Source organism: Novosphingobium sp. BL-52-GroH, from assembly GCF_044813085.1.
Classification (GTDB): domain Bacteria; phylum Pseudomonadota; class Alphaproteobacteria; order Sphingomonadales; family Sphingomonadaceae; genus Novosphingobium.
The window spans coordinates 1,730,686-1,755,140 of the sequence record NZ_CP171152.1; the positions used below are offsets into that span (position 1 = coordinate 1,730,686).

General features: G+C 67.2%; 23 protein-coding genes. 9 read left to right on the top strand and 14 right to left on the bottom strand.

Annotated elements, in window-relative coordinates:
• Positions 1-121 precede the first annotated feature (121 nt).
• The 6 genes from pheT to hisN form a co-directional block, all read right to left on the bottom strand.
• Entirely contained in the window at positions 122-2,548 is a 2,427-nt protein-coding gene (pheT, locus tag ACFFDA_RS20910; protein WP_404482706.1) for a phenylalanine--tRNA ligase subunit beta, read from the bottom strand.
• A 17-nt stretch (positions 2,549-2,565) separates the two neighbouring features.
• On the bottom strand, positions 2,566-3,669 hold the full coding sequence (pheS, locus tag ACFFDA_RS20915; protein WP_404482707.1) for a phenylalanine--tRNA ligase subunit alpha: 1,104 nt from the start codon (positions 3,667-3,669) through the stop codon (positions 2,566-2,568).
• A 266-nt stretch (positions 3,670-3,935) separates the two neighbouring features.
• Entirely contained in the window at positions 3,936-4,295 is a 360-nt protein-coding gene (gene rplT, locus ACFFDA_RS20920) for a 50S ribosomal protein L20 (protein ID WP_404482708.1), read from the bottom strand.
• A 13-nt stretch (positions 4,296-4,308) separates the two neighbouring features.
• A complete protein-coding gene (gene rpmI / locus ACFFDA_RS20925) occupies positions 4,309-4,512 on the bottom strand; it encodes a 50S ribosomal protein L35 (protein ID WP_007687520.1) in 204 nt (67 codons plus the stop codon).
• A gap of 251 nt (positions 4,513-4,763) precedes the next feature.
• Positions 4,764-5,216, bottom strand: coding sequence for a gamma-glutamylcyclotransferase family protein (locus ACFFDA_RS20930; protein ID WP_404482709.1), 453 nt, complete (start codon positions 5,214-5,216; stop codon positions 4,764-4,766).
• Positions 5,197-5,997, bottom strand: coding sequence for a histidinol-phosphatase (gene hisN / locus ACFFDA_RS20935; RefSeq protein ID WP_404482710.1), 801 nt, complete (start codon positions 5,995-5,997; stop codon positions 5,197-5,199). Before hisN ends, ACFFDA_RS20930 begins: the two co-directional genes overlap by 20 nt.
• A 169-nt stretch (positions 5,998-6,166) precedes the next feature.
• Between hisN and ACFFDA_RS20940 the strand changes: the two genes are divergently transcribed.
• The gene (locus ACFFDA_RS20940; protein ID WP_404482711.1) at positions 6,167-7,111 is read left to right on the top strand and encodes a helix-turn-helix domain-containing protein; all 945 of its coding nucleotides are present in this window, start codon (positions 6,167-6,169) and stop codon (positions 7,109-7,111) included.
• Between the two features lie 185 nt (positions 7,112-7,296).
• On the opposite strand, the gene ACFFDA_RS20945 is transcribed toward ACFFDA_RS20940, so the two are convergent.
• Positions 7,297-8,232 carry a ribose-phosphate pyrophosphokinase gene (locus ACFFDA_RS20945; protein ID WP_404482712.1) on the bottom strand — a complete coding sequence of 312 codons (936 nt, stop codon included), beginning with the start codon at positions 8,230-8,232 and terminating at the stop codon, positions 7,297-7,299.
• Between the two features lie 347 nt (positions 8,233-8,579).
• The gene (gene glpX / locus ACFFDA_RS20950) at positions 8,580-9,560 is read right to left on the bottom strand and encodes a class II fructose-bisphosphatase (protein ID WP_404482713.1); all 981 of its coding nucleotides are present in this window, start codon (positions 9,558-9,560) and stop codon (positions 8,580-8,582) included.
• Between the two features lie 61 nt (positions 9,561-9,621).
• Between glpX and ACFFDA_RS20955 the strand changes: the two genes are divergently transcribed.
• Positions 9,622-10,065, top strand: coding sequence for a hypothetical protein (locus ACFFDA_RS20955; protein ID WP_404482714.1), 444 nt, complete (start codon positions 9,622-9,624; stop codon positions 10,063-10,065).
• A gap of 115 nt (positions 10,066-10,180) precedes the next feature.
• On the opposite strand, the gene ACFFDA_RS20960 is transcribed toward ACFFDA_RS20955, so the two are convergent.
• Both ACFFDA_RS20960 and ACFFDA_RS20965 read right to left on the bottom strand, forming a co-directional pair.
• On the bottom strand, positions 10,181-11,488 hold the full coding sequence (locus ACFFDA_RS20960) for a homoserine dehydrogenase (RefSeq protein ID WP_404482715.1): 1,308 nt from the start codon (positions 11,486-11,488) through the stop codon (positions 10,181-10,183).
• A gap of 102 nt (positions 11,489-11,590) precedes the next feature.
• Positions 11,591-12,436 (bottom strand): hypothetical protein, encoded by an 846-nt coding sequence (locus tag ACFFDA_RS20965; protein ID WP_404482716.1) that lies wholly within the window; start codon positions 12,434-12,436, stop codon positions 11,591-11,593.
• A gap of 380 nt (positions 12,437-12,816) precedes the next feature.
• Here ACFFDA_RS20965 and ACFFDA_RS20970 point away from each other — a divergent pair, with 380 nt between their 5' ends.
• The 4 genes from ACFFDA_RS20970 (at position 12,817) to ACFFDA_RS20985 (ending at position 15,442) form a co-directional block, all read left to right on the top strand.
• Positions 12,817-13,479: a TonB family protein gene (locus ACFFDA_RS20970; RefSeq protein WP_404482717.1), complete on the top strand. Its 663-nt coding sequence runs from the start codon at positions 12,817-12,819 to the stop codon at positions 13,477-13,479.
• Positions 13,480-13,549: 70 nt separating this feature from the next.
• On the top strand, positions 13,550-14,320 hold the full coding sequence (locus tag ACFFDA_RS20975) for a MotA/TolQ/ExbB proton channel family protein (protein WP_404482718.1): 771 nt from the start codon (positions 13,550-13,552) through the stop codon (positions 14,318-14,320).
• 124 nt (positions 14,321-14,444) lie between these two features.
• Entirely contained in the window at positions 14,445-14,978 is a 534-nt protein-coding gene (locus ACFFDA_RS20980) for an ExbD/TolR family protein (protein WP_404482719.1), read from the top strand.
• A gap of 29 nt (positions 14,979-15,007) precedes the next feature.
• A complete protein-coding gene (locus ACFFDA_RS20985) occupies positions 15,008-15,442 on the top strand; it encodes an ExbD/TolR family protein (protein ID WP_404482720.1) in 435 nt (144 codons plus the stop codon).
• Positions 15,443-15,553: 111 nt separating this feature from the next.
• Here the strand turns inward: ACFFDA_RS20985 and ACFFDA_RS20990 are convergent, their stop codons facing one another.
• From ACFFDA_RS20990 to ACFFDA_RS21005, 4 genes are all read right to left on the bottom strand, one after another.
• On the bottom strand, positions 15,554-18,007 hold the full coding sequence (locus ACFFDA_RS20990; RefSeq protein ID WP_404482817.1) for a ligase-associated DNA damage response DEXH box helicase: 2,454 nt from the start codon (positions 18,005-18,007) through the stop codon (positions 15,554-15,556).
• A gap of 291 nt (positions 18,008-18,298) precedes the next feature.
• Positions 18,299-19,708, bottom strand: coding sequence for a phosphoglucomutase/phosphomannomutase PgmG (pgmG, locus tag ACFFDA_RS20995; RefSeq protein WP_404482722.1), 1,410 nt, complete (start codon positions 19,706-19,708; stop codon positions 18,299-18,301).
• 240 nt (positions 19,709-19,948) lie between these two features.
• A complete protein-coding gene (locus ACFFDA_RS21000; RefSeq protein ID WP_404482723.1) occupies positions 19,949-20,245 on the bottom strand; it encodes a J domain-containing protein in 297 nt (98 codons plus the stop codon).
• A 4-nt stretch (positions 20,246-20,249) separates the two neighbouring features.
• A complete protein-coding gene (locus tag ACFFDA_RS21005; protein WP_404482724.1) occupies positions 20,250-21,086 on the bottom strand; it encodes a division plane positioning ATPase MipZ in 837 nt (278 codons plus the stop codon).
• Positions 21,087-21,221: 135 nt separating this feature from the next.
• Here ACFFDA_RS21005 and panC point away from each other — a divergent pair, with 135 nt between their 5' ends.
• The 3 genes from panC (at position 21,222) to ACFFDA_RS21020 (ending at position 24,437) form a co-directional block, all read left to right on the top strand.
• Entirely contained in the window at positions 21,222-22,097 is an 876-nt protein-coding gene (gene panC, locus ACFFDA_RS21010) for a pantoate--beta-alanine ligase (RefSeq protein ID WP_404482725.1), read from the top strand.
• A 290-nt stretch (positions 22,098-22,387) separates the two neighbouring features.
• Positions 22,388-23,158 carry a CsgG/HfaB family protein gene (locus tag ACFFDA_RS21015; RefSeq protein ID WP_404482726.1) on the top strand — a complete coding sequence of 257 codons (771 nt, stop codon included), beginning with the start codon at positions 22,388-22,390 and terminating at the stop codon, positions 23,156-23,158.
• Positions 23,159-23,750: 592 nt separating this feature from the next.
• A complete protein-coding gene (locus ACFFDA_RS21020) occupies positions 23,751-24,437 on the top strand; it encodes a response regulator transcription factor (RefSeq protein ID WP_404482727.1) in 687 nt (228 codons plus the stop codon).
• Positions 24,438-24,455 lie beyond the last annotated feature (18 nt).

Below are 24,455 nucleotides of genomic sequence, written 5' to 3' on the forward strand. Positions count from 1 at the left end.
CATCTCCTCGATCTGGCTCATGGTGAGCCATCGCCTCAAGCGTACTCCCCGGTCCCGGGACCGGGACCGGGACCACTGCCGCGCTCGTCCGAAGATGGGACCGGCGCGGCAGTGGCCCGCCTCACCCCCGCAGCACGGCCCCCAGCTTGGCGGCGGCCGCCGTCACCCTGCCGCTGATCGCCTTGAGGTCTTCGTCCTTGTAGCTCTTGTCGAGCGGCTGGAGCGTGACTTCGAGCGCCAGCGACTTCTGCCCCTCGGGCACGCCTTGCCCCCGGAAGTCGTCGAACAGCCGCGCGGAGACGATGTTCGCCTTGTCCGCGCCCTGCACCACCCGCACGAGGTCGCCCGACGGCAGGGCCACGGGCACGAGGAACGCGTAGTCGCGGGTCACCGCCTGCAGCGCCGGCGGCGCGTAGGACACGCGGGCGAAAGTCGCCGCGCCCTTGCGGCCGGGAATGGCGTCGAGATAGATTTCGGCCAGGGCCACGGGGCCATCGACGTCGAACTGCCTGGCGAGCGTGGGATGCAGCATGCCGAAACGCGCCAGCACGTTCTTGGGACCCAGGCGCAAGGTAGCCGACTGGCCGGGATGGAACTGCGGTCCGTGCCCAGAATCGTCTATGCCCATGACCTGCAGCTTGTCGACCGGCGCCCCGGCTTCGGCGAGCAGGGCCATGACTTCGGCCTTGGCGTCGAACGCATCGAATGCGACGGCCTTGCCTGTCGCCCAGCCGCGCGGGGTCTTCTCGCCCGCCAGCACGAGGCCGAGCGCCAGGCGCTCGTCGCTGGCGCCGGCCCCGCCGCGCAGGTAACGGCGCCCCAGTTCGAACAGGCGGAGCGAGGAAGCGCCGCGATCGAGGTTGCGCTTGGCGGCCATCAGCAGGCCGGGCAGCAGCGAGGGGCGCATGGCCTTCATATCCTCGCTGATCGGATTGGCGAGGACCCACAGGCCTCCAGTGCCGTCGGCGAAGGCCCGCGCCGAAGCCTCGGGCAGGAACGACCAGGTGACGGCCTCCTGCAGCCCGCGCGCGGCAGCGGCACGGCGCACGCGGCGCTCCAGCGCCTGCGCGGGCGTGGCGGTGGGACGGGCGACGCCGTCGGCACGCGGCAGGGCAACGCTCTGGACCTTGTCGAGACCGTGGATGCGCACGACTTCCTCGACGATGTCGGCCGCGCCGTCGACGTCGGGACGCCAGCCGGGGACGGTGACCGCCCAGCCCTGCTCCCAGTTCGTTTCCTCGCCGACCACCGAGAAGCCGAGGCTCCCGAGGATGCGTCGCTGCTCGGACGGCTCGACCTTCACGCCGCCCAGCTTTTCGACCAGCGCGGGCGTGAAGTGGACGATCTTCGGCGTACCCGGAGCCGCGCCGGCGCGCACCACCTGCGATGCCTCGCCGCCGCACAGCTCGAGGATCAGGCGCGTGAGGTGGGCCAGGCCTGCGTCGAGGAAGTTCGGGTCGATCCCACGCTCGAAGCGGCTGCGCGCGTCCGAGGTCAGGTTGAGCTTGCGGCCGGTCCTGGCGATGCGCTCGGGATCGAAATAGGCGATCTCGAGCAGGACGTCGGTGGTGCCCTCGTCGCAGCCCGAATGCTCGCCGCCCATGATGCCGGCGATGTCGTGGACGCCCGCGTCGTCGGCGATGACCGTCATCCCGGCGTCGAGCGTGTAGGTCTTCTCGTTCAGTGCGACGACGGTCTCGCCGTCCTTCGCCCGGCGCGCCACGACGGCACCGGTCAACTTGGCGAGGTCGTAGGCGTGGGCCGGGCGGCCGTACGTGAGCATCAGCAGGTTGGTCGCATCGACCAGCGCCGAGATCGGGCGCTGCCCGGCGGACTTCAGGCAATCCTGCAGCCACTGCGGCGACGGACCGTTCCTGACCCCCTTGATGACGCGGCCGTAGAAGGCCGGGCAACCCTCGGGGTCCTCGGTGCGGATCTCGACCGGGCATGCGAAGCTGCCGGGGATGTCGAGCGCCTCGATAGGCCTCAGCGTGCCGACACCCGCCGCCGCGAGGTCGCGGGCGATACCGTAGAGGCCCATGCAGTCCGGGCGGTTGGGCGTGATCGCCACGTCGATGACCGGGTCGGCGCCGTGGTACTGCGCGAAAGGCGTGCCGATGGGCGCATCCTCGGGCAGTTCGATGATGCCGTCGTGGTCTTCGCCCAGTTCCAACTCGCGGGTGGAGCACATCATGCCGTTCGATTCGACGCCGCGGATGGCGGATTTCTTCAGCACCAGGCCATTGGCGGGAACCGTCGCCCCGGGCAGGCCGAGCACGCCGACGAGGCCCGCGCGGGCGTTGGGGGCGCCGCATACGACCTGCAACGGCTGACCGTCACCCGTATCGACCGAAAGAACCTGCAGCTTGTCGGCGTCGGGGTGGCGCGCGGCCGAGAGCACGCGGGCGACGCGGAAGCCGGCAAGCTTTTCGGCCGGGTCCTCGACGCCTTCGACTTCAAGGCCGATGGCGTTGAGCTTGGCGGCGATCTGCTCGATCGTCGCTTCGGTTTCCAGGTAGCGCTTGAGCCAGGAGAGCGAGAACTTCATGTCTTAATCCTTTCCGCTCAGACAGGGGTGCCGACGCCGCCCGAAAGGGTCGGCACGTCCAGGGCGGAGAATCCGTAATGGGAGAGCCAGCGTACGTCGCCGTCGAAGAAGGCGCGCAAGTCGTCCATGCCGTACTTCAGCATGGCGAGGCGATCGACGCCGGTGCCGAAGGCGAAGCCCTGCCACTCGTCGGGATCGAGCCCGCCGGCCGCGATGACGTGGCGGTTGACCATGCCCGAGCCCAGCACTTCCATCCAGGCATGGCCCGGCGCATCGCCCGACCCGCCGACGACGCGGCGGGAAGACCCGTTGGGGCCGGCCTCGTTCGAGTAGCCCACGTCGACCTCGATCGAGGGCTCGGTGAAGGGGAAGTAGCTGGGGCGCAGGCGCAGGACGATATCGTCGCGCTCGAAGAAGGCCTTGAGGAAGGTCTCCAGCGTCCACTTGAGATGGCCCAGATGAATGCCCTTGTCGATGACGAGGCCTTCGATCTGGTGGAACATCGGCGTGTGCGTGGCGTCGCTGTCCGAACGATAGACGCGTCCCGGGGCGACAATGCGGATCGGCGCACCCTGCTCGATCATCGATCGGATCTGGACCGGCGAGGTATGCGTGCGCAGCAGCATCTCACGGCCGTCATCGTTCCTGTCCGGGAAGTAGAAGGTGTCGTGCATTGCGCGTGCCGGGTGGCTTTCGGGCATGTTGAGCGCGGTGAAGTTGTGCCAGTCGTCCTCGATCTCGGGGCCGGTGGCGACCGCGAAGCCGAGATCGGCGAAGACCTCGGCCAGTTCGTCCATGACTTGCGAGATCGGGTGCACCGATCCGCGCGGCGCCTGCGGCGCGGGGAGCGAGAGATCGATCGTCTCGGCCGCGAGACGCGCATCGAGCGCGGCGGTTTCCAGCGCGTCCTTCCGGGCGGCGATGGCGGCGGTCGCGCCTTCACGCAAGGCCTGGATCTTGGGACCCTCGACCTGGCGCTGCTCGGGGCTCATGCCGCCCAGCGTCTTGAGCAGGCCCGAGATCGAGCCCTGCTTGCCGAGATACTCGATCCGCAGGGCTTCGAGCGCCTCGAGCGTTTCGGCTCCGTCGATCCGAGCGATCACCTGGTCGATATCAATCACGATACTTACCCCAAAAAAACTTGCCATTCCCGCGAAGGCGGGAACCCATCCGCTTTGGCTCCGCGCTCCTTAGGGAGAAGGGGCACAGATCGCAACGCAAGAGGGTTTCACGCAGAGACGCAGAGGCGTCGCGCTTGCGGCGAAGCCGCGTCTGCGCGCCCCGCGTGATCCCATTTCCTTTCCCGCAGACGCGAAAAGGGCGCGGACGGCACTTGCCATCCACGCCCTTGCAATCGCGCTGTGAAGCGAGACCTTCGTGTCGGCGGTTACGCCGGCAGCGCTGCCTTCGCCTGCGCGATGACGGTGCTAAACACGCCGCCTTCGTTCATGGCGAGGTCGGCCATGGTCTTGCGATCGAGTTCGATCCCGGCCAGCTTGGTGCCGTGGATGAACTGCGAGTAGGTCAGACCTTCAGCGCGGACGGCAGCGTTGATGCGCTGGATCCACAGGGCGCGGAAGGTGCGCTTCTTGATCTTGCGGTCACGGTACGCGTACTGGCCGGCCTTTTCGACGGCCTGGCGTGCGACGCGGATGGTGTTCTTGCGGCGGCCACGGTAGCCCTTGGCCTGTTCCAGGATCCGCTTGTGCTTGGCGCGGGTGGTTACACCCCTCTTGATACGGCTCATCGGTCAGTATTCCTCAGTTGAGCCCGTAGGGCGCCCACTTCTTGATCGTCTTGGCGTCGGCATCGGAGATGACGTCGGTACGACGATTCTGGCGGATGTACTTACCGTTGTGGTTCATCAAGCGGTGACGCTTGCCGGCCACACCGTGCTTCACCTTGCCGGTGGCGGTGAGGCGGAAGCGCTTCTTCACGCCGCTCTTGGTCTTCAACTTGGGCATTTTCGTCTCCTTGGTCAGGGACACGTCCCGCCGGCCTTGGCAGCCCTTTTCGCCAGGCCGACCCGCGAATCTCCCGAAGGAGCTTCATCCGTGTCGATTGAAGGGCGGGCCTTTAGTGTGAAGGCGGCGGAAAGGCAAGCGCGCCGTCGTACCGGGCGCGATCCGGCAACCGGGGCCCTACTTCAAGCGCAACCTCGCGTTGGAGCGTCCTGCCGAGGGCTATCGCCTCACCGATTGTCCGCGGTCCCGGATCACGTCCGCGACGACGTATATATCCCGCGCCGACCCGCCTCCAGCCAGGCTAGGAAATCGGCTCCGATGCGCGGCGCTCCCGCGGGCGGACGGCCACGCCAAGCGTAGACTTGCGCCCGCAGTCGCCTGCCGCCGGCGGTGCGCACCGGCAGGGTCATTCGCCGGTACTCTGGCCCCTCGTAGCGGTCGAGCAGCGCCAGGTCTCCAGGTCCCAGTCGCAAGTCGCAGACGGTTCCACGTACCTCGCCCCGCCCCGGAACCAGCGCGGGAAACCAGCCACCTTCATCCCTTATACCATGGAGCCGACCGGACATGCTGGCCGGTTGTGCGCGCACCGTGCGCGCGGCGACCCATGCGCCCATGGCGGTGCCGCCTTGCGGCTGCAGCGTGCCGTAGACGAACAGGCGCAGTCTGCGCCCAATGGCGGGCGCCTCAGTCGTGATGGTGGCCATGATTGTGGCAGCCCATCGCCTCGACCACGTCCTCCAGCCGCGCGGGATCGCCGATCGCCAGCACCTCGCCGCCCGAATCGATGTTGAGCGGCTCGCCGTTCCAGTCGCACATGATGCCGCCCGCACCCTCGACGACGGGGACCAGCGCCGCCCAGTCGTGAAGCTTGAGCCCCGCCTCGCACACGAGGTCGATGTCGCCGCTGGCGAGCAGCCCGTAGTTGTAGCAATCGCCGCCGAACATCATGCGCTTGTGGTCGGTCTTCGCCGCCAGCGCCATGAAGTGGTCGCCCTGATGGTCGTCGAAATACTGCGGCCCGGTGGTCGCCAGCATCGCTCCGGACAGCTCGCGGCAGGGGCGGGTGCGCACCTCCTTGCCGTTGAAGGTGGTGGGACGGCCGCTCGCGCCCAGCCAGCGCTCGCCCAGGATCGGCTGGTCGATGATCCCCAGCACCGGCCAACCGTCGACCAGCAGCGCGATCAGGGTGCCGAAGATCGGGCGGCCGGCGATGAACGAGACGGTGCCGTCGATCGGGTCAAGCACCCAGGTGCGGTTGGAGGTGCCCTGCTCGGTGCCGAACTCCTCGCCGATGATCGTGTCACGCGGGACCTCGGCCTTGAGAATGCGGCGCATGGCCTCCTCGGCGGCGCGGTCGGCAACGGTGACGGGCGAGGCGTCGTTCTTGCGGTCGGCGGCAAGGCCGGTGCGGAAATGGGGGCGAATCGCATCGCCGGCGGCATCGGCAAGGCGAAGGGCGAGGGCGATGTCGTGTTCGATCTTCATGGCTTACGCTCTGCCTTCGCGGCCGCCGTGCGGTCAAGGTTGTCGCGCGAAAACGCAGACACTGTAATAAAATAGCAGGAGGGTAACGGGACTTGTGGTTTTTTACCGCATTGCCGAGCCGCCACCGCGGACTTATCCCGGTTGCAGGGCATTCGCGGCTGGAGTGGGCATGCAGCGCAAGAACCGCCCGGCGGTCGATCCGACAATCGCGCCGCAACAGGGCATCACGAAGGACGGGCAACCCCTGTCGTACAATCGGGCTCCGGCGCCGGACCTGGCACCATGGATAGGGCGCCTGTACGTTACGAAAGTCCAGCTCCCGACCGACTACACTTTATCCTGCGGCCTGTTCAACGACACGGCCTGCGTGCGCGTCCAGCTCGCCGGCGACTGGACCGCGGAGACCGCGACCGGGCCGGAGGCCTTCGGCAAGGCGGCGCTGTTCTTCGGTCCGCAGTCGCGCCGCATGCCGGTTTCCGTCACCGGCAGCTTCACCAGCATTGGCATGGCCATCCGCCCGGGCGCCTCCACCGCCCTGCAGGGGCCCCGGGTGGGTGACTTCGTGGACCGGCTGGTGCCGACCGGCGTCGTCGCTACCCCCTCCGACCGGATGCTAGCGCTGTTCGATCCCGACGGCTCGGCCGAAGACTGGCTCGAAGCGCTCGAAGACCTGGTGCGCCGACGGGCGATTCATCTGGGCAGTCCCCAGCCCGACCCGGTCGCCTCGCAGTTCGAGGAGATCACCTTCCGCGATCCCGGCATGTCGGTAAGCGATGCGGCGGCGGCATGCAGCGTCGACCGCCGCAAGCTGGAACGCGTGGTAAGCCGCGATTTCGGGATGCCACCCAAGCAGGTCCTGCGCCGCGCCCGCGCGCTCGACATGGCCAGCCACTTGCGCGGTGTCGCCGATTCGAACGAGGGCGAGGAGATCGCCCTGCGCTATTACGACGAGAGCCACCTGATCCACGAATTCACAGAGCTGTTCGGCATGTCGCCGCGCCAGTTCGTGAAGACGCCGCAGCCGATCCTGACGCTGGCGCTCGAATCGAGGCAGGCGCGGCGGCTCGAAGCGCTCCACAGGATCGAGCCGGGCAAGACCCGGCCGTGGGAGTGAGTTGAGCCGAGTTGAACCGACGTCGCGGGTTCGACCCGGGACCGCTGGCTAAGTCGGACAGGCGCAAGGCCAAGCGCAAGGCACAGTGGCCCATCGCAAGCTCTCGCCTGAAGAGTACCCCGCGGTCCCGGTTCAAGTCCGGGACGAAGTGGACCCGGTCCCGGCTTTCGCCGGGACGACAAGGTTCAGTCGAACAGGCTCGACACCGAGCTTTCGTCGGCAATGCGGCGGATGGCTTCGCCGATCAGCGGAGCGATCGTCAGGATGCGGATCTTGTCCGAATCCCTGGCGGCGTCGGTGGCCTGGATCGAATCGGTGATGACCAGTTCCTTGAGCGCCGAGTTGGTCACGCGCGAAACCGCCGCGCCCGACAGGACGCCGTGGGTGATGTAGGCGGTGACGCTGGCGGCGCCCTGGTCCATGAGCGCCTGCGCCGCGTTGCACAGGGTGCCGCCCGAATCGATGATGTCGTCGATCAGGATGCAGGCGCGGCCCTTGACGTCGCCGATGATGTTCATGACCTCGGACTGGCCGGGACGGTCGCGGCGCTTGTCGACGATCGACAGCGGCGCGTTGTCGAGACGCTTGGCGAGCGCACGGGCGCGCACCACGCCGCCGACGTCGGGCGAGACCACCATCAACGACTGGTCCCCGTAGCGCGCCTGGATGTCGGCCGCCATGACGGGGGCGGCAAACAGGTTGTCGGTCGGGATGTCGAAGAACCCTTGGATCTGCCCGGCGTGCAGGTCGACCGAGAGAACGCGGTCAGCGCCCGCTTCGGTCATCAGGTTGGCGACCAGCTTGGCCGAGATCGGGGTGCGCGGGCCGGGCTTGCGGTCCTGCCGGGCATAGCCGAAGTAGGGGACCACGGCGGTGATACGCTTGGCCGAGGCGCGGCGTAGCGCGTCGATGCCGATCAGCAGCTCCATCAGGTTGTCGTTGACCGGGTAGCTGGTGGGCTGGACCACGAAGACGTCCTCGCCGCGCACGTTCTCATGGATCTCGACGAAGATCTCCTCGTCGGCGAAGCGGCGCACGCTGGCATCGGTGAGCGGCAGCTCGAGATAGGCCGCGATGGCGCGGGCGAGCGGCAGATTGCTGTTGCCGGACATGATCTTCATTTTGGCGAATCCCCGTGACGGTTCCTGGCGGTCGGTCGTTGGGACCGGCCCTGTAGCCGGGTGTCACCGGATTGCAAGAGTCGGGCCGACGTTTGTCCGCCGGGCCGGAAAAACCACCGGATGAAATGCCCCACGCCATGCAGGCGCACAGGTCGGCCAACTGATTGAAAATCGCAGCAACATTGCCGACCTCGGGCGTCGACTCCGACGCATCCGCATCGTGCTGGCGAGTCCCGAGCTGAGACGTTGCATCGACATCGCGGCCGAAGCGGACTGGAGCATCCTGGACCAAAACCGCACCTGACCCCGTCATTGCGAAAGGAAAGTGCGAGAAGGCCGCGATCGGCTCAGATGCGATGCTCGCCCTTGATCCAGCGCACGGTGCCGGAGCTGGCGCGCATCACCACGCTCTCGGTTGTCATCCTGCCGCCCTTGAGGCGCTTGACGCCCTGCAGCAGAGAGCCGCTGGTGACGCCGGTGGCCGCGAAGATACAGTCGCCCCTGGCGAGGTCCTCCAGCTTGTAGATCTTGTTGAGGTCGGTGATGCCCCACTTGCGGGCGCGGGCACGTTCGTCCTCGTTGCGGAACAGCAGCCGGCCATTGAACTGCCCGCCTACGCAGCGCAGCGCGGCAGCGGCCAGCACGCCCTCGGGCGCGCCGCCCGACCCCATGTACATGTCGATGGTGGTGTCCTCGTCGGTCACCGCGATGACCCCGGCGACGTCGCCGTCGCCGATCAGCACCACCCCGCAGCCGATGCTGCGCAATTCGGCGATGAGCGCCTCGTGCCGCGGACGGTCGAGCACGCAGACGATGATGTCCGCCGGGCTCACCCCCTTGGCGGCGGCCACTGCCGTGACGTTCTCGGTAGGCGTCCGGTCGAGGTCGATAACACCATCGGGATAGCCGGGCCCCACCGCGAGCTTGTCCATGTAGACGTCGGGTGCGTTGAGCAAGCCGCCCTCCTCGGCAGCCGCCAGGACCGCCAGCGAGTTCGGCCCGGCCTTGGCGGTGATCGTCGTGCCTTCCAGCGGATCGAGCGCGATGTCGATCTTCGGCCCCCGGCCCGGCGCGCCGCCGACCTTCTCGCCGATGAAGAGCATCGGGGCCTCGTCCCGTTCCCCCTCGCCAATCACGACGGTTCCGTCCATATAGAGTTCGTCGAAGGCCTTGCGCATAGCTTCGACGGCGGCATGATCGGCCGCCTTCTCGTCGCCGCGCCCGATGAGGCGGGACGCGGCAATGGCGGCGGCCTCCGTGACCCGCACCATTTCCAGGACGAGGACTCGGTCGAGTACTTTGCTTGCGGGGGTCGTGTTTTCGGACATGTTCACTCCGGGGCAATCCAGGGAGGAAAAGGTTCGGATCGCTTAGACAGAGGAATTTGAGTTGTCGAGAAGCTGGGTTTACCTTTTTGCAATCGCTACCGTCGCCCCCGCTCCGGCGATTGCACAGACGGCTTCCGAACCTTCGGAAGCGGATCGCGCCATTGCCGAGAAGATGATGGGCGCTGGCGGCCGGATCACGCCGGACAAGATCAAGAACAGTTGCGCCAATCCCACCCGGCAGGGCGAGATCGTCGTCTGCGGGAAAGGCCCGGACCAGTTCCGCGTCCAGTCCACCGCCGATGGCGACCCGATGTCGGAGCAGGCCCTGAACGACGGACGGCTGCATACCCCGGACGTCGCCGGCAAGGGGATCTTCAAGGGCAAGCCGACCTTCAGCTTCGGCTCGGTCGAGCAGCCCTACATCATCGATCTGTCGACGATCCCCGAAGCGCCTGCCGGCTCCGACGCCGACAAGATCGCCAAGGGCGAGATCAGGGCGCCTTGAGGCCAGACGCAGACCCGCGGTCATCCCGGACTTGATCCGGGACCGTGGGGACTCTCGAGGCGATAGCTTTTCGGTGGACCACTGGTCCCGGGACGAGCCCGGGACGACGCTGGCTTCAAGCGCCGATGATCTGCATCACCAGCGGCTGCGCGGTCAGGCTCTCGGAGCCATCGAGGATGCGCAGCGCCTCGGTCACCGCGCTTTCCGGGCCCGGATGCGTGACGACCGCCAGGATCACCTCGCCGTCCTGGTCTGGATCGCCCTTCTGGATCAGGCTTTCGATCGAGACCCCGGCATCGCGCATGGCCGCCGTGATGTCGGCCAGCACGCCGGGCCGGTCGGGCACGGTGAAGCGGATGTAGGCGCTGCCGATGCGGTGCCCCGACGAGGCCGGCTCCATCGCTTCCAGCTCGGCAGTGGGCATCGAGAACGCCGGGCCCTTCTCGCCGCGGGCGATGTCGATGATGTCGGCGACGACCGCGCTGGCGGTCGGCCCGTCACCGGCGCCGGCGCCCTGGAACAGCAGGCGACCCATGAAATTGCCCTCGGCGACGACCGCGTTGGTCGCCCCGTCGACATGCGCGAGCGGGTGGTCGATCGGCACCAGGTGCGGGCGCACGCGCTGGAACAGGCGCGGGCTTCCGTTGGTCCCGTCGATCCCGGCCGTGCCGATCAGGCGGATGACGTAGCCGAGCGATCGGGCCTGCTCGATGTCGGCGGCCTTGACACGGCTGATGCCCATCGTCTCCACCGCGTCGAAGCGCAGGCGTGAGCCGAAGGCGATCGCCGCCAGGATCGACAGCTTGTGCGCGGCGTCGATGCCCTCGATGTCGAAGGTCGGGTCGGCCTCGGCATAGCCCATGCGCTGCGCGTCGGCGAGCACGTCGGCAAAGTCGCGGCCGGTGTCTTCCATCGTCGAGAGGATGTAGTTGCAGGTGCCGTTGAGGATGCCGTAGACCCGCTCGATGGCATTGGCCGCCGCGCCTTCACTCAGCCCCTTGATGACCGGGATGCCGCCGGCCACCGCCGCCTCGAACTTGAGCGCGACGCCGGCCGCCTCGGCTGCGGCGGCGAGTTCCAGGCCATGGTGCGCGATCATCGCCTTGTTGGCGGTGACGAGGCTCTTGCCCGCGCCGATGGCGTTGCGCGCCAGCGACAGTGCCGGACCATCCGAGCCGCCGACCATCTCCACCACCACGTCGACGTCGGGCCGCGCGGCGAGGGCGGCGGTGTCGTCCTCCCAGTCGTAGCCCGACAGGTCGACGCCGCGGTCCTTGGTGCGGTCGCGGGCACTGACGGCGGCGATGCGGATCGGACGGCGCGCGCGGCGGGCGATCAGCTCCGCATTGGTTTCGATGAGGCGGACGACGCCCCCTCCGACGGTTCCCAGTCCGGCAAGCGCGATATTGAGCGGTTCGACCATGCAAGCTCCTTTTCGGGAGCGCGCACTAAGCCAGGCGGAAGGGAATTTCCAGCAACGGTTTGAAGATTGGTCGCCAGCGCCTTCGGCCCTTCGCCAAATCGCTTACCCCAGGGTCCGGCTGCACGGACCCAGTTCGCCCAGCACCATGCGATAGTCGGACAGCGCCTGCTGCTGCTGGCCGAAGCCGGACGAGATGTTCGCACCCGCTGGCGGCACGTTGGGCAGGAAGCAGGCGAGGCGATACCATTCGAGGGTGTCGCGCTGCGGCGGATGGCCCACGTCGGCGACCAGTTCGGAGAACGACACACCCCACACCGGCACAGCGCCGGCCTCGTGCTTCACGGTGATCGAGGCTGCCGAGCCGTCCCGGGTGTTGAGAAAGATCTGCGTCTCGCCCTGCCCGGCCAGGTTGCCCGGCACGAACAGCAGCTCGCGCACGCCGGTGATCCTGGCGGGGGCATCGGGCGCGACCAGTTCCTGCAGGATTGCGCGCAGCCGCGCCTCGCCGCGCACGCTCCAGGCCTGCTGCGCGGTCGGAGTGACCAGTTGCAGCTCGCCGGGACGGCCTGGCACGGCGCGGGCGAAGAGGAACACGTCCTGCTTCTTGAGCTTGGGGGCCTTGCCGCTGGCATCCAGCGGCAGGTCGACGAGGTAGGACACCGATTCGCCCAGCGGCGCCTTGCCGACCAGCAGTGCCCTGGTCTTCGCCTGTATATAGAAGCGGCCATGTCCCGGCGTCAGTCCGCGGGCCCTTGCGTCCTCGATCCTGACCATCTTCGCGACTTGCGCCTGCACGACCAGACCTGCCGAATCGGCTAGGTCCGCGACATCCGCGTAAGTTACCTCGCCGCCCGCCGCAGGGAGGCCCTGGGCGCTAGACGAGAGGGGTGCCAACGCCAGGTAGGCACCCGCCAGGAGCCCTGCAAGGTGCTGCGATTTGAAGGACATGAGCGATAATCTCCGTGGAAATGCGATGGCTTATAGCCGCACCGCGGCACCGACACAAAATTGCACTGGATCAAATTCGCCTAACGCGGCATGAATTGTGCGTTAACCTGTGCCACGGCGATAAGGCGTTGCGCAGGGCAGGCTTCACCGTTAAGAAGCCTGCAAAATGGGGCAAAAATACTAAAAAAGCCCCGCGGTTCGCCTTTTCCGTCGGGTTTCGTTCACGGAGAGGCTGACTGTCAGCCGTCAGGGTGGGTAATTTAAGTTTCGTCATGGGTTCCTCCCTCCGGGGGAAGCCATGGGCGCCCTTGGACACGTGCTTTCGGGATTCGTTTCCGTCTGGATTTGTTCGGGGCTTGGTAATGGAGTGATGCGTCTGAATGGCTTACGCTGACCAGCAAATGAGCACCAACAAGATTGTTGCTCTTGTCATTGTCGCCTTGATCCACGTCTTCGTCGGCTATGCGCTTGTCACCGGCTTGGCCTACAAGGCGGCGCAACAGGTCATCAAGAAGGTGACCACCGTGGACATCAAGGAAGATAAACCCAAGGAGGAGGAGCCGCCGCCGCCTCCGCCTGAGCAACCGGATACGCCGCCGCCACCCATCGTGGCGCCGCCTCCGCCGATCAACATTTCGCCGGCTCCGCCGCCGATCCAGACGGTGGTTACCCCGCCCCCGGCTCCGCCGGTGGTGATCACGACCGCAGCTCCTCCGGCACCCCCGCCGCCCCCTCCCGGACCTTCCAAGGCCCGTGGCGTGCGGCCGAAGGGCCAGGCTGGCTGGGCCGGCCGCATCCAGTCGAACTACCCGACCCGGGCTGCGCGTGAAGAGCGCGAAGGCCGTGTGGGCGTTCGCGTCCAGATCGGTGGGGACGGCAAGGTTTCCGCATGCTCGGTTTCGAGCTCCAGCGGCAGCCCCGACCTCGACGAGGCGGCTTGCGACGGCATGACGCGCTATGCGCGCTTCGATCCGGCGCTCGACGACGCGGGTAACCCGATCTCGTCGTCGTACTCGACCGCGATCGTGTACAAGCTCAACTAACTCAAAGGTGGTCGGGACGGCACCTTTTGGTCCTGACCAACTCCTGCATTCTTCTTGAGAGGTAATTCGCATGCTTATCGTTGACATCCTTGCCGCCGGTGCGGGCGCGCCGCAGAACAAGTTCGGCTTCATGGAAGCTCTCGAACAGGGCGGTTTCATCGCCTACGCGACCGTGATCATCCTGGGCATCATGTCCTTCGGCTCGTTCTACATCCTGTTCACCAAGTGGTTCGAGCAGTCGAAGATCCTGCGCCAGTTCAGCGTGATCCGCACGACCTTCTGGAAGGCCCCGACCCTGCGCGAAGGCGCTGCCAAGCTCGACAAGAACAGCGCCTGGCGCCAGCTCGTCGACGACGGCCTGGCCGCTGAAGACCAGCACGCCAAGATGACCGACTCGCTCGAAGCGCACGACTGGCTGCACGGCTCGCTCGCTCGCTCGGAAGCGACCGTCAACTCGCGTCTCGCCGGTGGCCTGCCGTTCCTCGCCACCGTCGGTGCGACCTCGCCGTTCATCGGTCTGTTCGGTACCGTCGTCGGCATCTACCGCGCCCTGATCGCGATCGGTCTCGCCGGTTCGGCATCGATCGACAAGGTCGCAGGCCCGGTCGGTGAAGCTCTGATCATGACCGCGCTCGGTCTGCTCGTCGCGGTTCCCGCGGTGCTTGCCTACAACTACCTGCAGAGCCGCAACAAGCGCATCGCCGAGCTGCTGACGGGCTTCTCGAACGACCTGCTCGCCAACATCACCTCGAAGGGTGCCGTCAAGCCGGTCACCGCTTCTGCTCCGGTGAAGACGACGGCCGCTCCCGCCAAGCCGGCTGCTGCTCCCGCCAAGCCGTAAGGAGCACGGGTTGGGCGACAAGCCGGTTCGCCGGCTTGCGCCATCCCGCAGGGGCAAGGGCGGCGGCATGATGCATGCGAAAGCCGTCGCCCGCCCCAGGCAACGCAAGGATTAGGATAAGACTATGGCGATATCCACGGGCGGAGGTGGTGCAGACGCACCAATGTCCGACATCAACACGACGCCGCTCGTCGACGTCATGCTGGTGCTTCTGATCATCTTCCTGATCGCGGTCCCGGTTGCGATCCAGACGATCGAAAAGCTGCGCATCCCCGTCGTCGAAGCGGTCGAATCGAAGGACAAGGTCGAGAACCTTCTCCTCACCGTTTCGACCACCGATGCCGGCGGACGTGCTGCCGGCGAGCCCGGCTACCAGGGCGCTCAGCGTGGCGGTGAATGCCGCATCTACTTCAACAACGTCACTCCGGTCACTTCGGAAGAGCTCCGCGACCAGGCCTTCAAGCGTCTCGATGCCATCGTGAAGCGCGAAGGCGGCCCGCAGGCTCTCATGGCGAACCCGGAACTCATCCCGCAGGTCCACATCCGCGGCGACGTCAACGCTCCGTGGCGCTGCGTGGCCGGTGCGATCTACAACGTCCAGGTTTCGGGTTATCCCACGGTTGGCTTCATCACCAACCCGGTCGATCCGAACGGCTGACGTTCAGGCAGGAACAGGAGTAACTTTCCATGGCAATGTCAGCGGGCAAAGACGATGGTTCGCCGATGATGGACATGAACACGACGCCGTTGATCGACGTCATGCTCGTGCTCCTCATCATGTTCATCATCACCATCCCGGTTGCGACCCACTCGATCGACATCGATCTTCCGGTGGCAACCCCTCCGACGGACACCCCGCCGCCGATCGACCCGATCAAGAACAAGATCGTGCTGACCCCGGACAGCAAGATCCTCTGGAACGGCGTGCAGATCGACCAGAACGGCCTGATCAATTCGCTGCAGGCGACCACCCGCATGTCCACCGAGCCGGAACTCCAGTTCCAGCCCGAGCCGGACGCCAGCTACGAGCTGTCGGCCCAGGTCCTGCAGGTCATCAAGGCAGCGCAGGTCACGAAGTTCGGCTTCGTCGGCAACGAACAGTTCGCGAACTTCGGCAAGTAAGCCAAAATTCAAAGGCTGGTCCCGCAAGGGACACCCAAAGGGGCGGAGAAATCCGCCCCTTTTTCGTTGGGCGGCCCAAGGTTCTCCCCGGAGGCGCAGTACCTGGAGCCGCTACTCCTCCTCCGCGGGGTCAACCCGCATCGCCACCGACGCCAGGCTCTCCGCCTCCAGCAGCAGGTCGTCGTCGGCCGCGCCCGAGGGCAGGCTCTCGCGTCCGATCATCGACAGCGCCGGCACCGACAACGGGCTGATCCGGTCGAGCCGGACGTGGTCCACTTCCTTCGCCGCCCTGTCGAGCACGTCGGCGACTCTCCCCACGTCGGTCATCCGCGCCCGGGCATCGGCCCAGGCCGCCTCGATCAGCAGGTGGTCGGGCTCGTACTTGCGCAGCACGTCGTAGATCAGGTCGGTCGAGAAGGTCACCTGCCGCCCGGACTTGCGCTTGCCCGGCTGCTGCCGCTCGACGAGACCGGAGATCACCGCCACTTCGCGAAAGGCGCGGCGGAGCAGATACGACTGCTGCACCCAGTCTACGAACTCGTGCGTCAGGATATCGGGCGAGAGCAGCGCGGCGGGCTCCTCCACCGCCTTGAGGCCCCAGACGACCAGCGTGTAGTCGGTCGCCACGAAGCCCAGAGGCCCGAGCCCCCGGTCCTCCATGCGCCGCGTAATCAGCATCCCCAGCGACTGGTTCGCGTTCCACCCCTCGAACGTGTAGTAGCTGGTATATTCCAGCCCCCGGTGGGGAAAGCTCTCGACGAGCAGCCGGCCCGGCGCCGGCAGGTGCGAACGCCAGTCCTGTACCTCGAGCCATTCGCGCACGTCGTCCGGGAAACGCGCCCAGCCCGCACGGTCGGAGAGCATCGCCCGCACCCGATCGGCCAGGTGCGTCGAGATCGGCATGCGTTGCCCCGAATAGCTGGGAATCGTGGCCGAGCGCTTGGCCGCGCGCACGATCAGTTCGAGATCTTTCAGCGATTCGACCTCGAGGTCCATGCCGGCGAAGCGGAAGGTGTCCCCCGGCTCCAGGCTGGCGCCGAAGCCCTCCTCCACCTTTCCGAGCGAGCGCCCGTTGCGGAAGCGCACATCGAGCATCTCGGCATCGACGATGATCCCCGCGTTCAGCCGATGCCGCGCCGCGTGCTCGGGATGGGTAAGCCGCCAGGTCCCGTCCTTCTCACGTACGATGCGCCGGAAGCGATCATAGGAGCGCAGCGCATAGCCGCCGGTCGCCACGAATTCGAGGACCCGCGCGAAGATCGTCTCGTCGATCCACGCATACGCCAGCGACGAACGTACTTCGCCGAGCAAGGCCTCCTCGCGGAAAGGGCCTGCGCAAGCGACCGCCATGACGTGCTGCGCCAGCACGTCCAGCCCACCCGGCCGAAACGGATCGCCGTCGCGCTGGCCTTCGCGCACTGCCTCCTGCGCGGCGAAGGCCTCAAGGAACTCGAAGCGGTTCCCCGGTACCAGCACCGCTTCGCTCGGGCAGTCGAGCCGGTGGTTGGCGCGGCCGATCCGCTGCAGCAGGCGCGACGATCCCTTGGGCGCGCCCATCTGCACGACGAGGTCGATGTCCCCCCAGTCGATGCCGAGGTCCAGGCTGGCGGTGCACACCAGGGCGCGCAGCCTGCCCTCGGCCATCGCCCCCTCGACCTTGGCCCTTGCCTCCTTCGACAGCGAGCCGTGGTGGATGCCGATCGGCAGGTTGCCTTCGTTGGCGTCCCACAGTTCCTGGAAGATGTATTCGGCAAGGAAGCGCGTGTTGGTGAACACCAGCGTGGTGCGGTGGGCGCGAATTTGCTCGATAAGCTGGGGAATCGCCCAGGTCGCCGCATGACCGCTCCAGGGGATACGCTCCTCGCGGGGGAGCAGGATGTCGACCCTGGGGTCGGCGCCCGCCTCGCCGACGACGAGTTCCACGGTATCGATCTCTCCCCAGGGGGCCAGCCAGCCGCGATATTCGTCCGGGTCCGCCAGCGTCGCGGAAAGCGCGGCGCGCTGCACCTTAGGGTTGATCGCCTGCAAGCGGGCCAGCGAAAGTGCCAGCAGGTCGCCGCGCTTGCCGGTGGCGAAGGCATGGACTTCGTCGACCACCACGCGCTGCAGGCTGGCGAACAGGTCCGCGGCCTCGGGATAGCTCAGCAGCAGCGACAGCGATTCGGGCGTGGTCAACAGGACGTGCGGTGGCCGGGTGCGCTGGCGCGCCTTGCGGTCCGAGGAGGTATCCCCGCTGCGGGTCTCGACCCGGACCGGCAGGCCGATCTCCTCGATCGGCGCGGTGAGGTTGCGCTGCACGTCCGTCGCCAGCGCCTTCAGAGGCGAGACGTAGAGGGTGTGCAGCCCCTCCGGCGCTTTCGCACCATCGAGTCGCGATGGACAGAAAGCGGCCAGCGTCGGCAGGAAACCGGCCAGTGTCTTGCCCGCCCCGGTATCGGCCACCAGCAGCGCGTGGTTGCCCCGGTCGGCCGCGCGGAGCATCTCACTCTGGTGACGACGCACCTGCCAGCCACGCGCGTCGAACCAGCCGGTGATCTCGGGGGGGACGAGGCCGGGCTCGGTCATCGTGGCGGGCTCGTCGCGCATCGGGGAGAACATATCTGCACGCTGAGGGAAAAGCACCGCGTTCCTGCGGGTTGCGCGTGGAAGGCGGGAAAGGAGAAGTCCTGGGACCATCGCCCCGGAGCCCGTTTGCATCGTCGCTGTGCGCGCTGCTTCGCATTGCACTCCCTGCTGCGGCAGGCGATAGTAGGTCTCCCGGCTCGAAATGAGCGCGCAAACGAAGCCGCGCGCGTGACCTCGACGCTCAAAGGCTCTGCGGCGATGGCCCCAGGCCGTCCCTTTCCTTCCATGTCTTCATCGCGAAAGCCCCGACAGCGCCAGTTGCCGATCGATCTCGGCGACCAATCGCCCAAGCCCCGCGGCGGTATCGCTTTCGGCGCGGGCGGTCAGGGCCGCCTGGGTGTTCGACGCGCGCAGGAGCCACCAGCCGTCTGGCGTGTCGACCCGCACGCCGTCGAGGTCGTCCACCCGGGCTCCCGTTGCGGCGAGGCGCAGTCGCACCTCCTCGACTGCGGCGAACTTGCGTGCCTCGGGCACCGCAAAGCGCAGTTCCGGGGTGTTGCACATGACCGGCAAGGCATCGCGCATCTGCGTGACCGAGGCTCCCGCCCGCACAGTGGCGGCGATGAGGCGCACGGCGGCGTAGAGGGCGTCGTCGAAGCCGTAGTAGTCGTCCGCCAGGAAGATGTGGCCGCTGGTCTCCCCGCCAAGAAGCGCTCCGGTTTCCTTCATTCTGGATTTGATATGCGAATGGCCGGAAGGCGCCATTTCCGGCTTGCCGCCCAGATCGCGCACGGTGTCGTAAACCAGCCGCGAGGCCTTCACATCCGCAATTACCGTGGCGCCAGGATGCCGCGCCAGCATGTCCCGGGCATAGATGGTGAGCAACTGGTCGGCGTCTATCACCCTGCCCTTCCCGTCGACCACGCCGATCCGATCGGCATCACCATCGAAAGCAACTCCGAAATCGAGGTTCTTGGCCGCGACGAGCGCGCGCAGGTCTGCGAGGTTCGCCTCCACGGTCGGGTCGGGATGGTGGTTGGGAAATCGGCCGTCCACTTCGGAGTAGAGCAGATGGTGTTCGCCAGGCAGACGCGTAGTGAGCAGTTCCAGGGCCGGACCGACGGCGCCGTTCCCGGCGTCCCAGCCGATGCGCAGGGTTGCAACGTGATCCGCATCGATACCCGCGAGCCCCTGCAGCAGCCGCTCGACATAAGCGACGAGGACCTGGCGCGGTTCGCGGCGCCCGGGCGCCTCGTTCCGGTTCAGGACGATCCATTCGCCGGCAGCGGCCATCGCGCCGAGCCGGTGGATGTCCGGGCCGAAAAACGGCCTGCCTCCAAGCACTATCTTGAAGCCATTGTGATCGCCGGGATTGTGGCTGCCAGTTACCTGAATGCCGCCCTGCACGTCTGGGGCTGACGCTTCGGCGAAATAGAGCATCGGGGTAGGCCCCAGGCCGACCCGCACGGCATCGACTCCGGTTTCCACCAACCCGGCGACCAGCGCTTCTTCCAGCGCGGGAGAACTGAGGCGGCCATCGCGACCGACCGCCACCCGATGTCCACCCATTCTTCGCAGCACGGTGCCGAAACTGCGGCCGATGGCATGGGCATCGGCTTCGAACAGGGTTTTGCCGTAGACGCCGCGAATATCGTATTCGCGCAGGATCGTCGGGTCGAAGCGGTGGGTCGTCTGGGCCATGGCGCGCGGTTCCCTTGGAACGTCATCCCGGGTCGAGCCCGGGATCGTGGGTGGTTTCAGCCGGGCAACTGCGCGTCATGCGCCCGTTAAAGCACCGCCTCAAGACCTGCCCCTCAAGACCTGCCGGCGATTCAGGCCCGCGCCCGGGATGACTTGGGTTCGTCCGGCTCGAGACCGGGGCGCCGTGCCGAAAACCATTGGTTTCGTGCCCGCAGGCAAGACACTGTTCGGCCGCCCGCCTTACCTTTCGACCGGCAGCTCGCTCAGCAAGACGTCGCGCGCGGCATTGGCTTCGTGGACCTGTTCGTTGCTGCCGCCGCGATCGGGGTGGACGGCGGCCAGGCGGCGGCGGTGGGCATCGACGATCTCGCGCCGGCTGGCGCCGGTCTCGACGCCCAGCAGGGCGCGGGCCCGGGCGGCCTCGAACGAGGGAACCGCCTTGCCCTGCGACGGCAGCTTGGGCTGCCACGGCCAGCGGCCCTTGACCATGCGCCAGACGATGCAGCCGAGCGCGACCAGCCAGAGCAGCTTTATCACCGCCTCACGCCCCGGCCGCGAGCTTGCCGGCAACCGCACGCTCGGGCGCAAGCTCGGACTGGTGACGCACCGGCATCGGCAGATTGAGCCCGGCAACGAGCCCCCGCACTTCCTGGCGGGCGACGAGGTGGCTGGTGCCGAGGTCGCCCAGGTGCCCCTTGTCGAGCAGGGTGAGCCCGGAGGGGAACAGCTCGCGGAAGATCACGCGCTCGGACAGGCCGGCGGCGATGCGGAAACCGGCGCGCTTCGACAGTTCCTGCAGTGCGCCGTCGATGCGGCGCATGTTGCGCGCCTCGACATGCTGCACGCGGTTGCGCACGACGACCCAGTCCAGCTCGCGCCGGCCTTCCTCGATGGTCTTGAGGCCGCGCTTCTTGCGCGCTTCCCACATGACCTCGGCATAGAAGGAGAGCCGCTTGACCTTGAAGGTCTCGCTTTCGACCTGGCCGAGCAGGTCGAAGTCGACGAAGCTGTCGTTGAGCGGCGTGACCAGGGTATCTGCGGTGGTGGCGACGTGGCGGGCGAAGGGGTCGTCGCGGCCAGGCGTGTCGAACACCAGGAAATCGAAGCCTTCCGCGATCTGCTCGGCCAAGTCGTCCAGTTCGCGCACGTCGTCGCCGTCGTAGACCGCGAAGCGGGCCCCGGGCAGCGCGATCTCGCGGCGACGCTCGGTTTCGACGCGATTCTCCAGGTAACGGAACAAGGTGCGCTGCCGGTGGTCGAGGTCGATGCAGGCCACGTTCGCCCCCTGGTAGGCGAGCGCGATGGCAACGTGGACGGCGGTGGTGGACTTGCCTGTCCCGCCCTTCTCGTTGGCGAAGACGATACGATGCGCTGTCACGGGACCGTTACGCTTTCTTCTAGCGGCCCCGGAAGGCCGACCGTTTCAATTCAATTTGCCCCCAGAAGCGCGCCGAGGCTAAGAGCCTCGGCGTACCTGCCGGTCGAGCACACCATACTGGAGCAGTGAACCCCAATGCAAACCGTCCACACCCTTGATCCACTGCGCAGTGCGGTCGCCGCCTTGCGTGCCCGCTCCGGCGGGTCCGGCAAGATCGCCCTGGTGACCACGATGGGCGCCTTGCATGAAGGGCATCTGACACTCGTGCGCGAGGCAAGGAAGCGCGCGGCGGGCGTGGTCGTCTCGATCTTCGTGAACCCGCTGCAGTTCGGCGCGAACGAGGACCTCGACGCCTATCCGCGCCAGTTGGAGCGCGACAGCGCCCTCCTGGAGGGCGAAGGCGTGGACCTGCTGTGGGCGCCGACCGTCGAGGCGATGTACCCGGCCGGCTTCGCCTCCAACATCTCGGTCACGGGCGTGAGCGAGGGCCTGTGCGGCGCGGCGCGACCCGGGCACTTCGACGGCGTGGCGACGGTCGTGTGCAAGCTGTTCAACCAGGTCCTGCCCGATCTGGCCCTGTTCGGCGAGAAGGACTGGCAACAACTGGCAGTGATCCGCCGCATGACCCGCGACCTCGACCTCACCCTGCCTGCCGCGGACAACGTGCTGGGCATCGGCACGGTACGCGAGGCGGACGGACTCGCGATGTCCTCGCGCAATGCCTACCTGAGCGCCGGACAGCGGGCGGAGGCGGTGGCCCTGCCTACCGCGATGCGCGTCGCCATCGCTGCGATCGAGGCCGGCGCGGATGTCCCGGCGACGCTTGCCCGGCTGGAGTCCGATCTTCTCGCCGGCGGCTTCGGTTCGATCGACTATGCGCAACTGCGCGACGCGGACGACCTGGTCTTGCTCGATGCCCGTGCGGACCGGCCGATGCGCTTGCTCGTCGCCGCACGAATCGGTTCGACGCGGCTCATCGACAACATGGCGGTGGCACCCGCCAAGTCCTGACGAACATGCGGGAAAATCTCACAGACATCGTCATTTGTCCGCGCTAAGCTGACGACTTAAGAGTCCGCATGGAGATCCGGCCCCGGCCGGATTTGCGGCACCGGCCCAGGCCTCCGCCCGACCGCCCATCCGCAGTATCGCGTGGGTGGGCCAGGGTAGGGACGTGGGCCGGCGCCGTGCCTAAAATGCGCTTCGCGGCGCATTGTCCAAACCGACTCTAAGCATGGTTTGCCCTTGGGACTGGGCAGCCCGCGGCGGCGTCCGCGGCAGTATTGGGAGCAACGTTCGTCATGAAAAACCTCGTCTGCGCGCTGGCCGCGCTCGCCGTTTCGATTTCCGCGATGCCGGCGACCGCCGCCGACAAGTCCTCCGCGCGCAAGCTGCAGGACAAGGGCACGCAGAACATCCCGGTCTGCACCAAGCGGCTGGGCACCGTCTCGATCGTCGAGCCCGACAACCAGTGGTGGCGCGAGTTGAGCCTGGGCAGCCCCGAGGCGATCCTGCGCGTCTTCGTCCAGAAGTCAGGCTGCTTCACTCTCGTCAACCGCGGCCGCTCGCTGGAAAGCAGCGCGATGGAACGCGCGCTCGCCGCCCAGGGCGAACTGCAGAAGGGCTCGAACATAGGCAAGGGCCAGATCAAGGCGGCGGACTACTTCCTCCAGCCCGACATCGTCTCGACCAACAACAACTCGGGCGGCGGTGGCCTGGGTGGCGTACTGGGTGGTGTGGGCGGCTTCTTCGGCCGGGGCGTGGGCGCCATCGCCGGCGGCCTCAACGTCAAGAAGGGCGAGGCCAACGTCACCCTCTCGATCGTCAATGCGCGCACCACGGTGGAAGAGGCGCTGACCGAAGGCTACGCGCGCAAGTCCGACGTGAGCTTCGGCGCGGGCGGTGGCGGCTTCTTCGGCGGCACGTTCGGCGGGGTCGGTGGCGGCGGCTACCAGAACACCCAGATCGGCCAGATCATCGTGCTGGCCTATCTCGACGCCTATACGCAGCTCGTCACGCAGCTGGGCGGCCTGCCGGTAGACGCTTCGGCGGCGGCTCCCGTGGCGAAGTGAATCTGGGGGTAGGCCTGCCTGACCCGTCGTCCAAGGTTCACGCCGGCCCTTCGATCGGCTCCATGACAGTGACATAACAGGCATTGTCAGGCGACCCCGGCAGGCCGGTGGTTTATTTCCAAATCGACTTGGCTTGGGGTAGCGGCACCGCCGTCCCGACCATGTCGGACGGGGGATCGGGACTGGAGCCGATGCACCGGAGCAACCGGGGCGCAAGGCCGGGGGATAGAGCTATTCGCGACTGGGCTTCTCACTGGCACGGCGCCAGCGGCAGACAGGAATGCCAGCCGGTCCGGCGCTCTGCCGCCGCGCCCGCCTGCACGCCGATTTCTTCACGCAATCCCGATATCCGGGGCGATGGATGCCGCCGTCCCAGTCCCCTTGGGCGGCATCCGGCAACCCCGCGCCTGGCGGCGACCGACAGGCTCGCGCAATTCGCGGCTCGCAAGGGCCGGGAACCAGCCCCCTGCCCATCGACCGCCGCCGGCACCCCCGTCCCGGCGGGCAGGGCTTCGCGCCCTGCAGCCGCGGACGGGGAATGGCGCACCGCGACGCACCGCCAAGCCACGGGCCACGGAAAGGATGCAAGATCATGGGCGGGCTGAACATCCTCTACATCGAGGACGATTCGCGCGCCGCCTCGCAGGTCGAGGAACTGGCGGGCCACTCGGGCGACACCCTGACCTGGTGCGCCACCGGCAGCGATGGCCTCAAGCGCGCCGGCGTCGAGCGCTTCGACGTCATCATCCTGGACCGGATGCTGCCCGACCTCGACGGGCTGACGATCCTGTCGCGCCTGCGCGAAAGCGGCGTGGGCACGCCCGTCCTGCTGCTTTCCGCGCTGGGCCGCACCTCCGACCGGGCAGAGGGACTCGACGCGGGCGCCGACGACTATCTCGCCAAGCCCTTCGAGGGCGAGGAACTGCTCGCCCGCCTGCGCGCCCTGCACCGCCGTGCCTCGGGGCGCGAGCATTCCGCAGTGATCCTCTACGGCGCCTTCGAGTGCCACGTTAAGGCACGCACCGCCTTTCGCGACAACCGCCACCTCTCGCTCAGCCCGAAGGAATTCGAGCTGTTCCGCTACTTCATGGAGAACGCGGGCGAGGTGCTTACCCGCGAGATGCTCCTGCGCGACGTGTGGAAAATGAACTTCGACCCTCAGACCAACGTCGTCGACGTCAACATCGGACGCCTGCGCCGCAAGCTCGAGGAAGGATTCGACAAGCCCGCACTCGAGACGATCTGGGGCTCGGGCTACAGGCTGCTGGACGGCCGGTGACACGCGGGTCCAGCACCG

Excerpts from the sequence above, each read along its gene's own strand:
- ACFFDA_RS20930 (WP_404482709.1), bottom strand. The coding sequence starts at position 5,216 with ATGGCCACCATCACGACTGAGGCGCCCGCCATTGGGCGCAGACTGCGC.
- rplT (WP_404482708.1), bottom strand. The coding sequence starts at position 4,295 with ATGAGCCGTATCAAGAGGGGTGTAACCACCCGCGCCAAGCACAAGCGG.
- ACFFDA_RS20990 (WP_404482817.1), bottom strand. The coding sequence starts at position 18,007 with ATGACCGAGCCCGGCCTCGTCCCCCCCGAGATCACCGGCTGGTTCGAC.
- pheT (WP_404482706.1), bottom strand. The coding sequence starts at position 2,548 with ATGAAGTTCTCGCTCTCCTGGCTCAAGCGCTACCTGGAAACCGAAGCG.
- ACFFDA_RS20985 (WP_404482720.1), top strand. The coding sequence starts at position 15,008 with ATGGCAATGTCAGCGGGCAAAGACGATGGTTCGCCGATGATGGACATG.
- ACFFDA_RS20945 (WP_404482712.1), bottom strand. The coding sequence starts at position 8,232 with ATGAAGATCATGTCCGGCAACAGCAATCTGCCGCTCGCCCGCGCCATC.
- panC (WP_404482725.1), top strand. The coding sequence starts at position 21,222 with ATGCAAACCGTCCACACCCTTGATCCACTGCGCAGTGCGGTCGCCGCC.
- hisN (WP_404482710.1), bottom strand. The coding sequence starts at position 5,997 with ATGAAGATCGAACACGACATCGCCCTCGCCCTTCGCCTTGCCGATGCC.
- ACFFDA_RS20970 (WP_404482717.1), top strand. The coding sequence starts at position 12,817 with ATGGCTTACGCTGACCAGCAAATGAGCACCAACAAGATTGTTGCTCTT.
- ACFFDA_RS20960 (WP_404482715.1), bottom strand. The coding sequence starts at position 11,488 with ATGGTCGAACCGCTCAATATCGCGCTTGCCGGACTGGGAACCGTCGGA.
- ACFFDA_RS20965 (WP_404482716.1), bottom strand. The coding sequence starts at position 12,436 with ATGTCCTTCAAATCGCAGCACCTTGCAGGGCTCCTGGCGGGTGCCTAC.
- rpmI (WP_007687520.1), bottom strand. The coding sequence starts at position 4,512 with ATGCCCAAGTTGAAGACCAAGAGCGGCGTGAAGAAGCGCTTCCGCCTC.
- ACFFDA_RS20980 (WP_404482719.1), top strand. The coding sequence starts at position 14,445 with ATGGCGATATCCACGGGCGGAGGTGGTGCAGACGCACCAATGTCCGAC.
- pgmG (WP_404482722.1), bottom strand. The coding sequence starts at position 19,708 with ATGGCCCAGACGACCCACCGCTTCGACCCGACGATCCTGCGCGAATAC.
- ACFFDA_RS21020 (WP_404482727.1), top strand. The coding sequence starts at position 23,751 with ATGGGCGGGCTGAACATCCTCTACATCGAGGACGATTCGCGCGCCGCC.
- ACFFDA_RS20975 (WP_404482718.1), top strand. The coding sequence starts at position 13,550 with ATGCTTATCGTTGACATCCTTGCCGCCGGTGCGGGCGCGCCGCAGAAC.
- ACFFDA_RS20940 (WP_404482711.1), top strand. The coding sequence starts at position 6,167 with ATGCAGCGCAAGAACCGCCCGGCGGTCGATCCGACAATCGCGCCGCAA.
- glpX (WP_404482713.1), bottom strand. The coding sequence starts at position 9,560 with ATGTCCGAAAACACGACCCCCGCAAGCAAAGTACTCGACCGAGTCCTC.
- ACFFDA_RS21015 (WP_404482726.1), top strand. The coding sequence starts at position 22,388 with ATGAAAAACCTCGTCTGCGCGCTGGCCGCGCTCGCCGTTTCGATTTCC.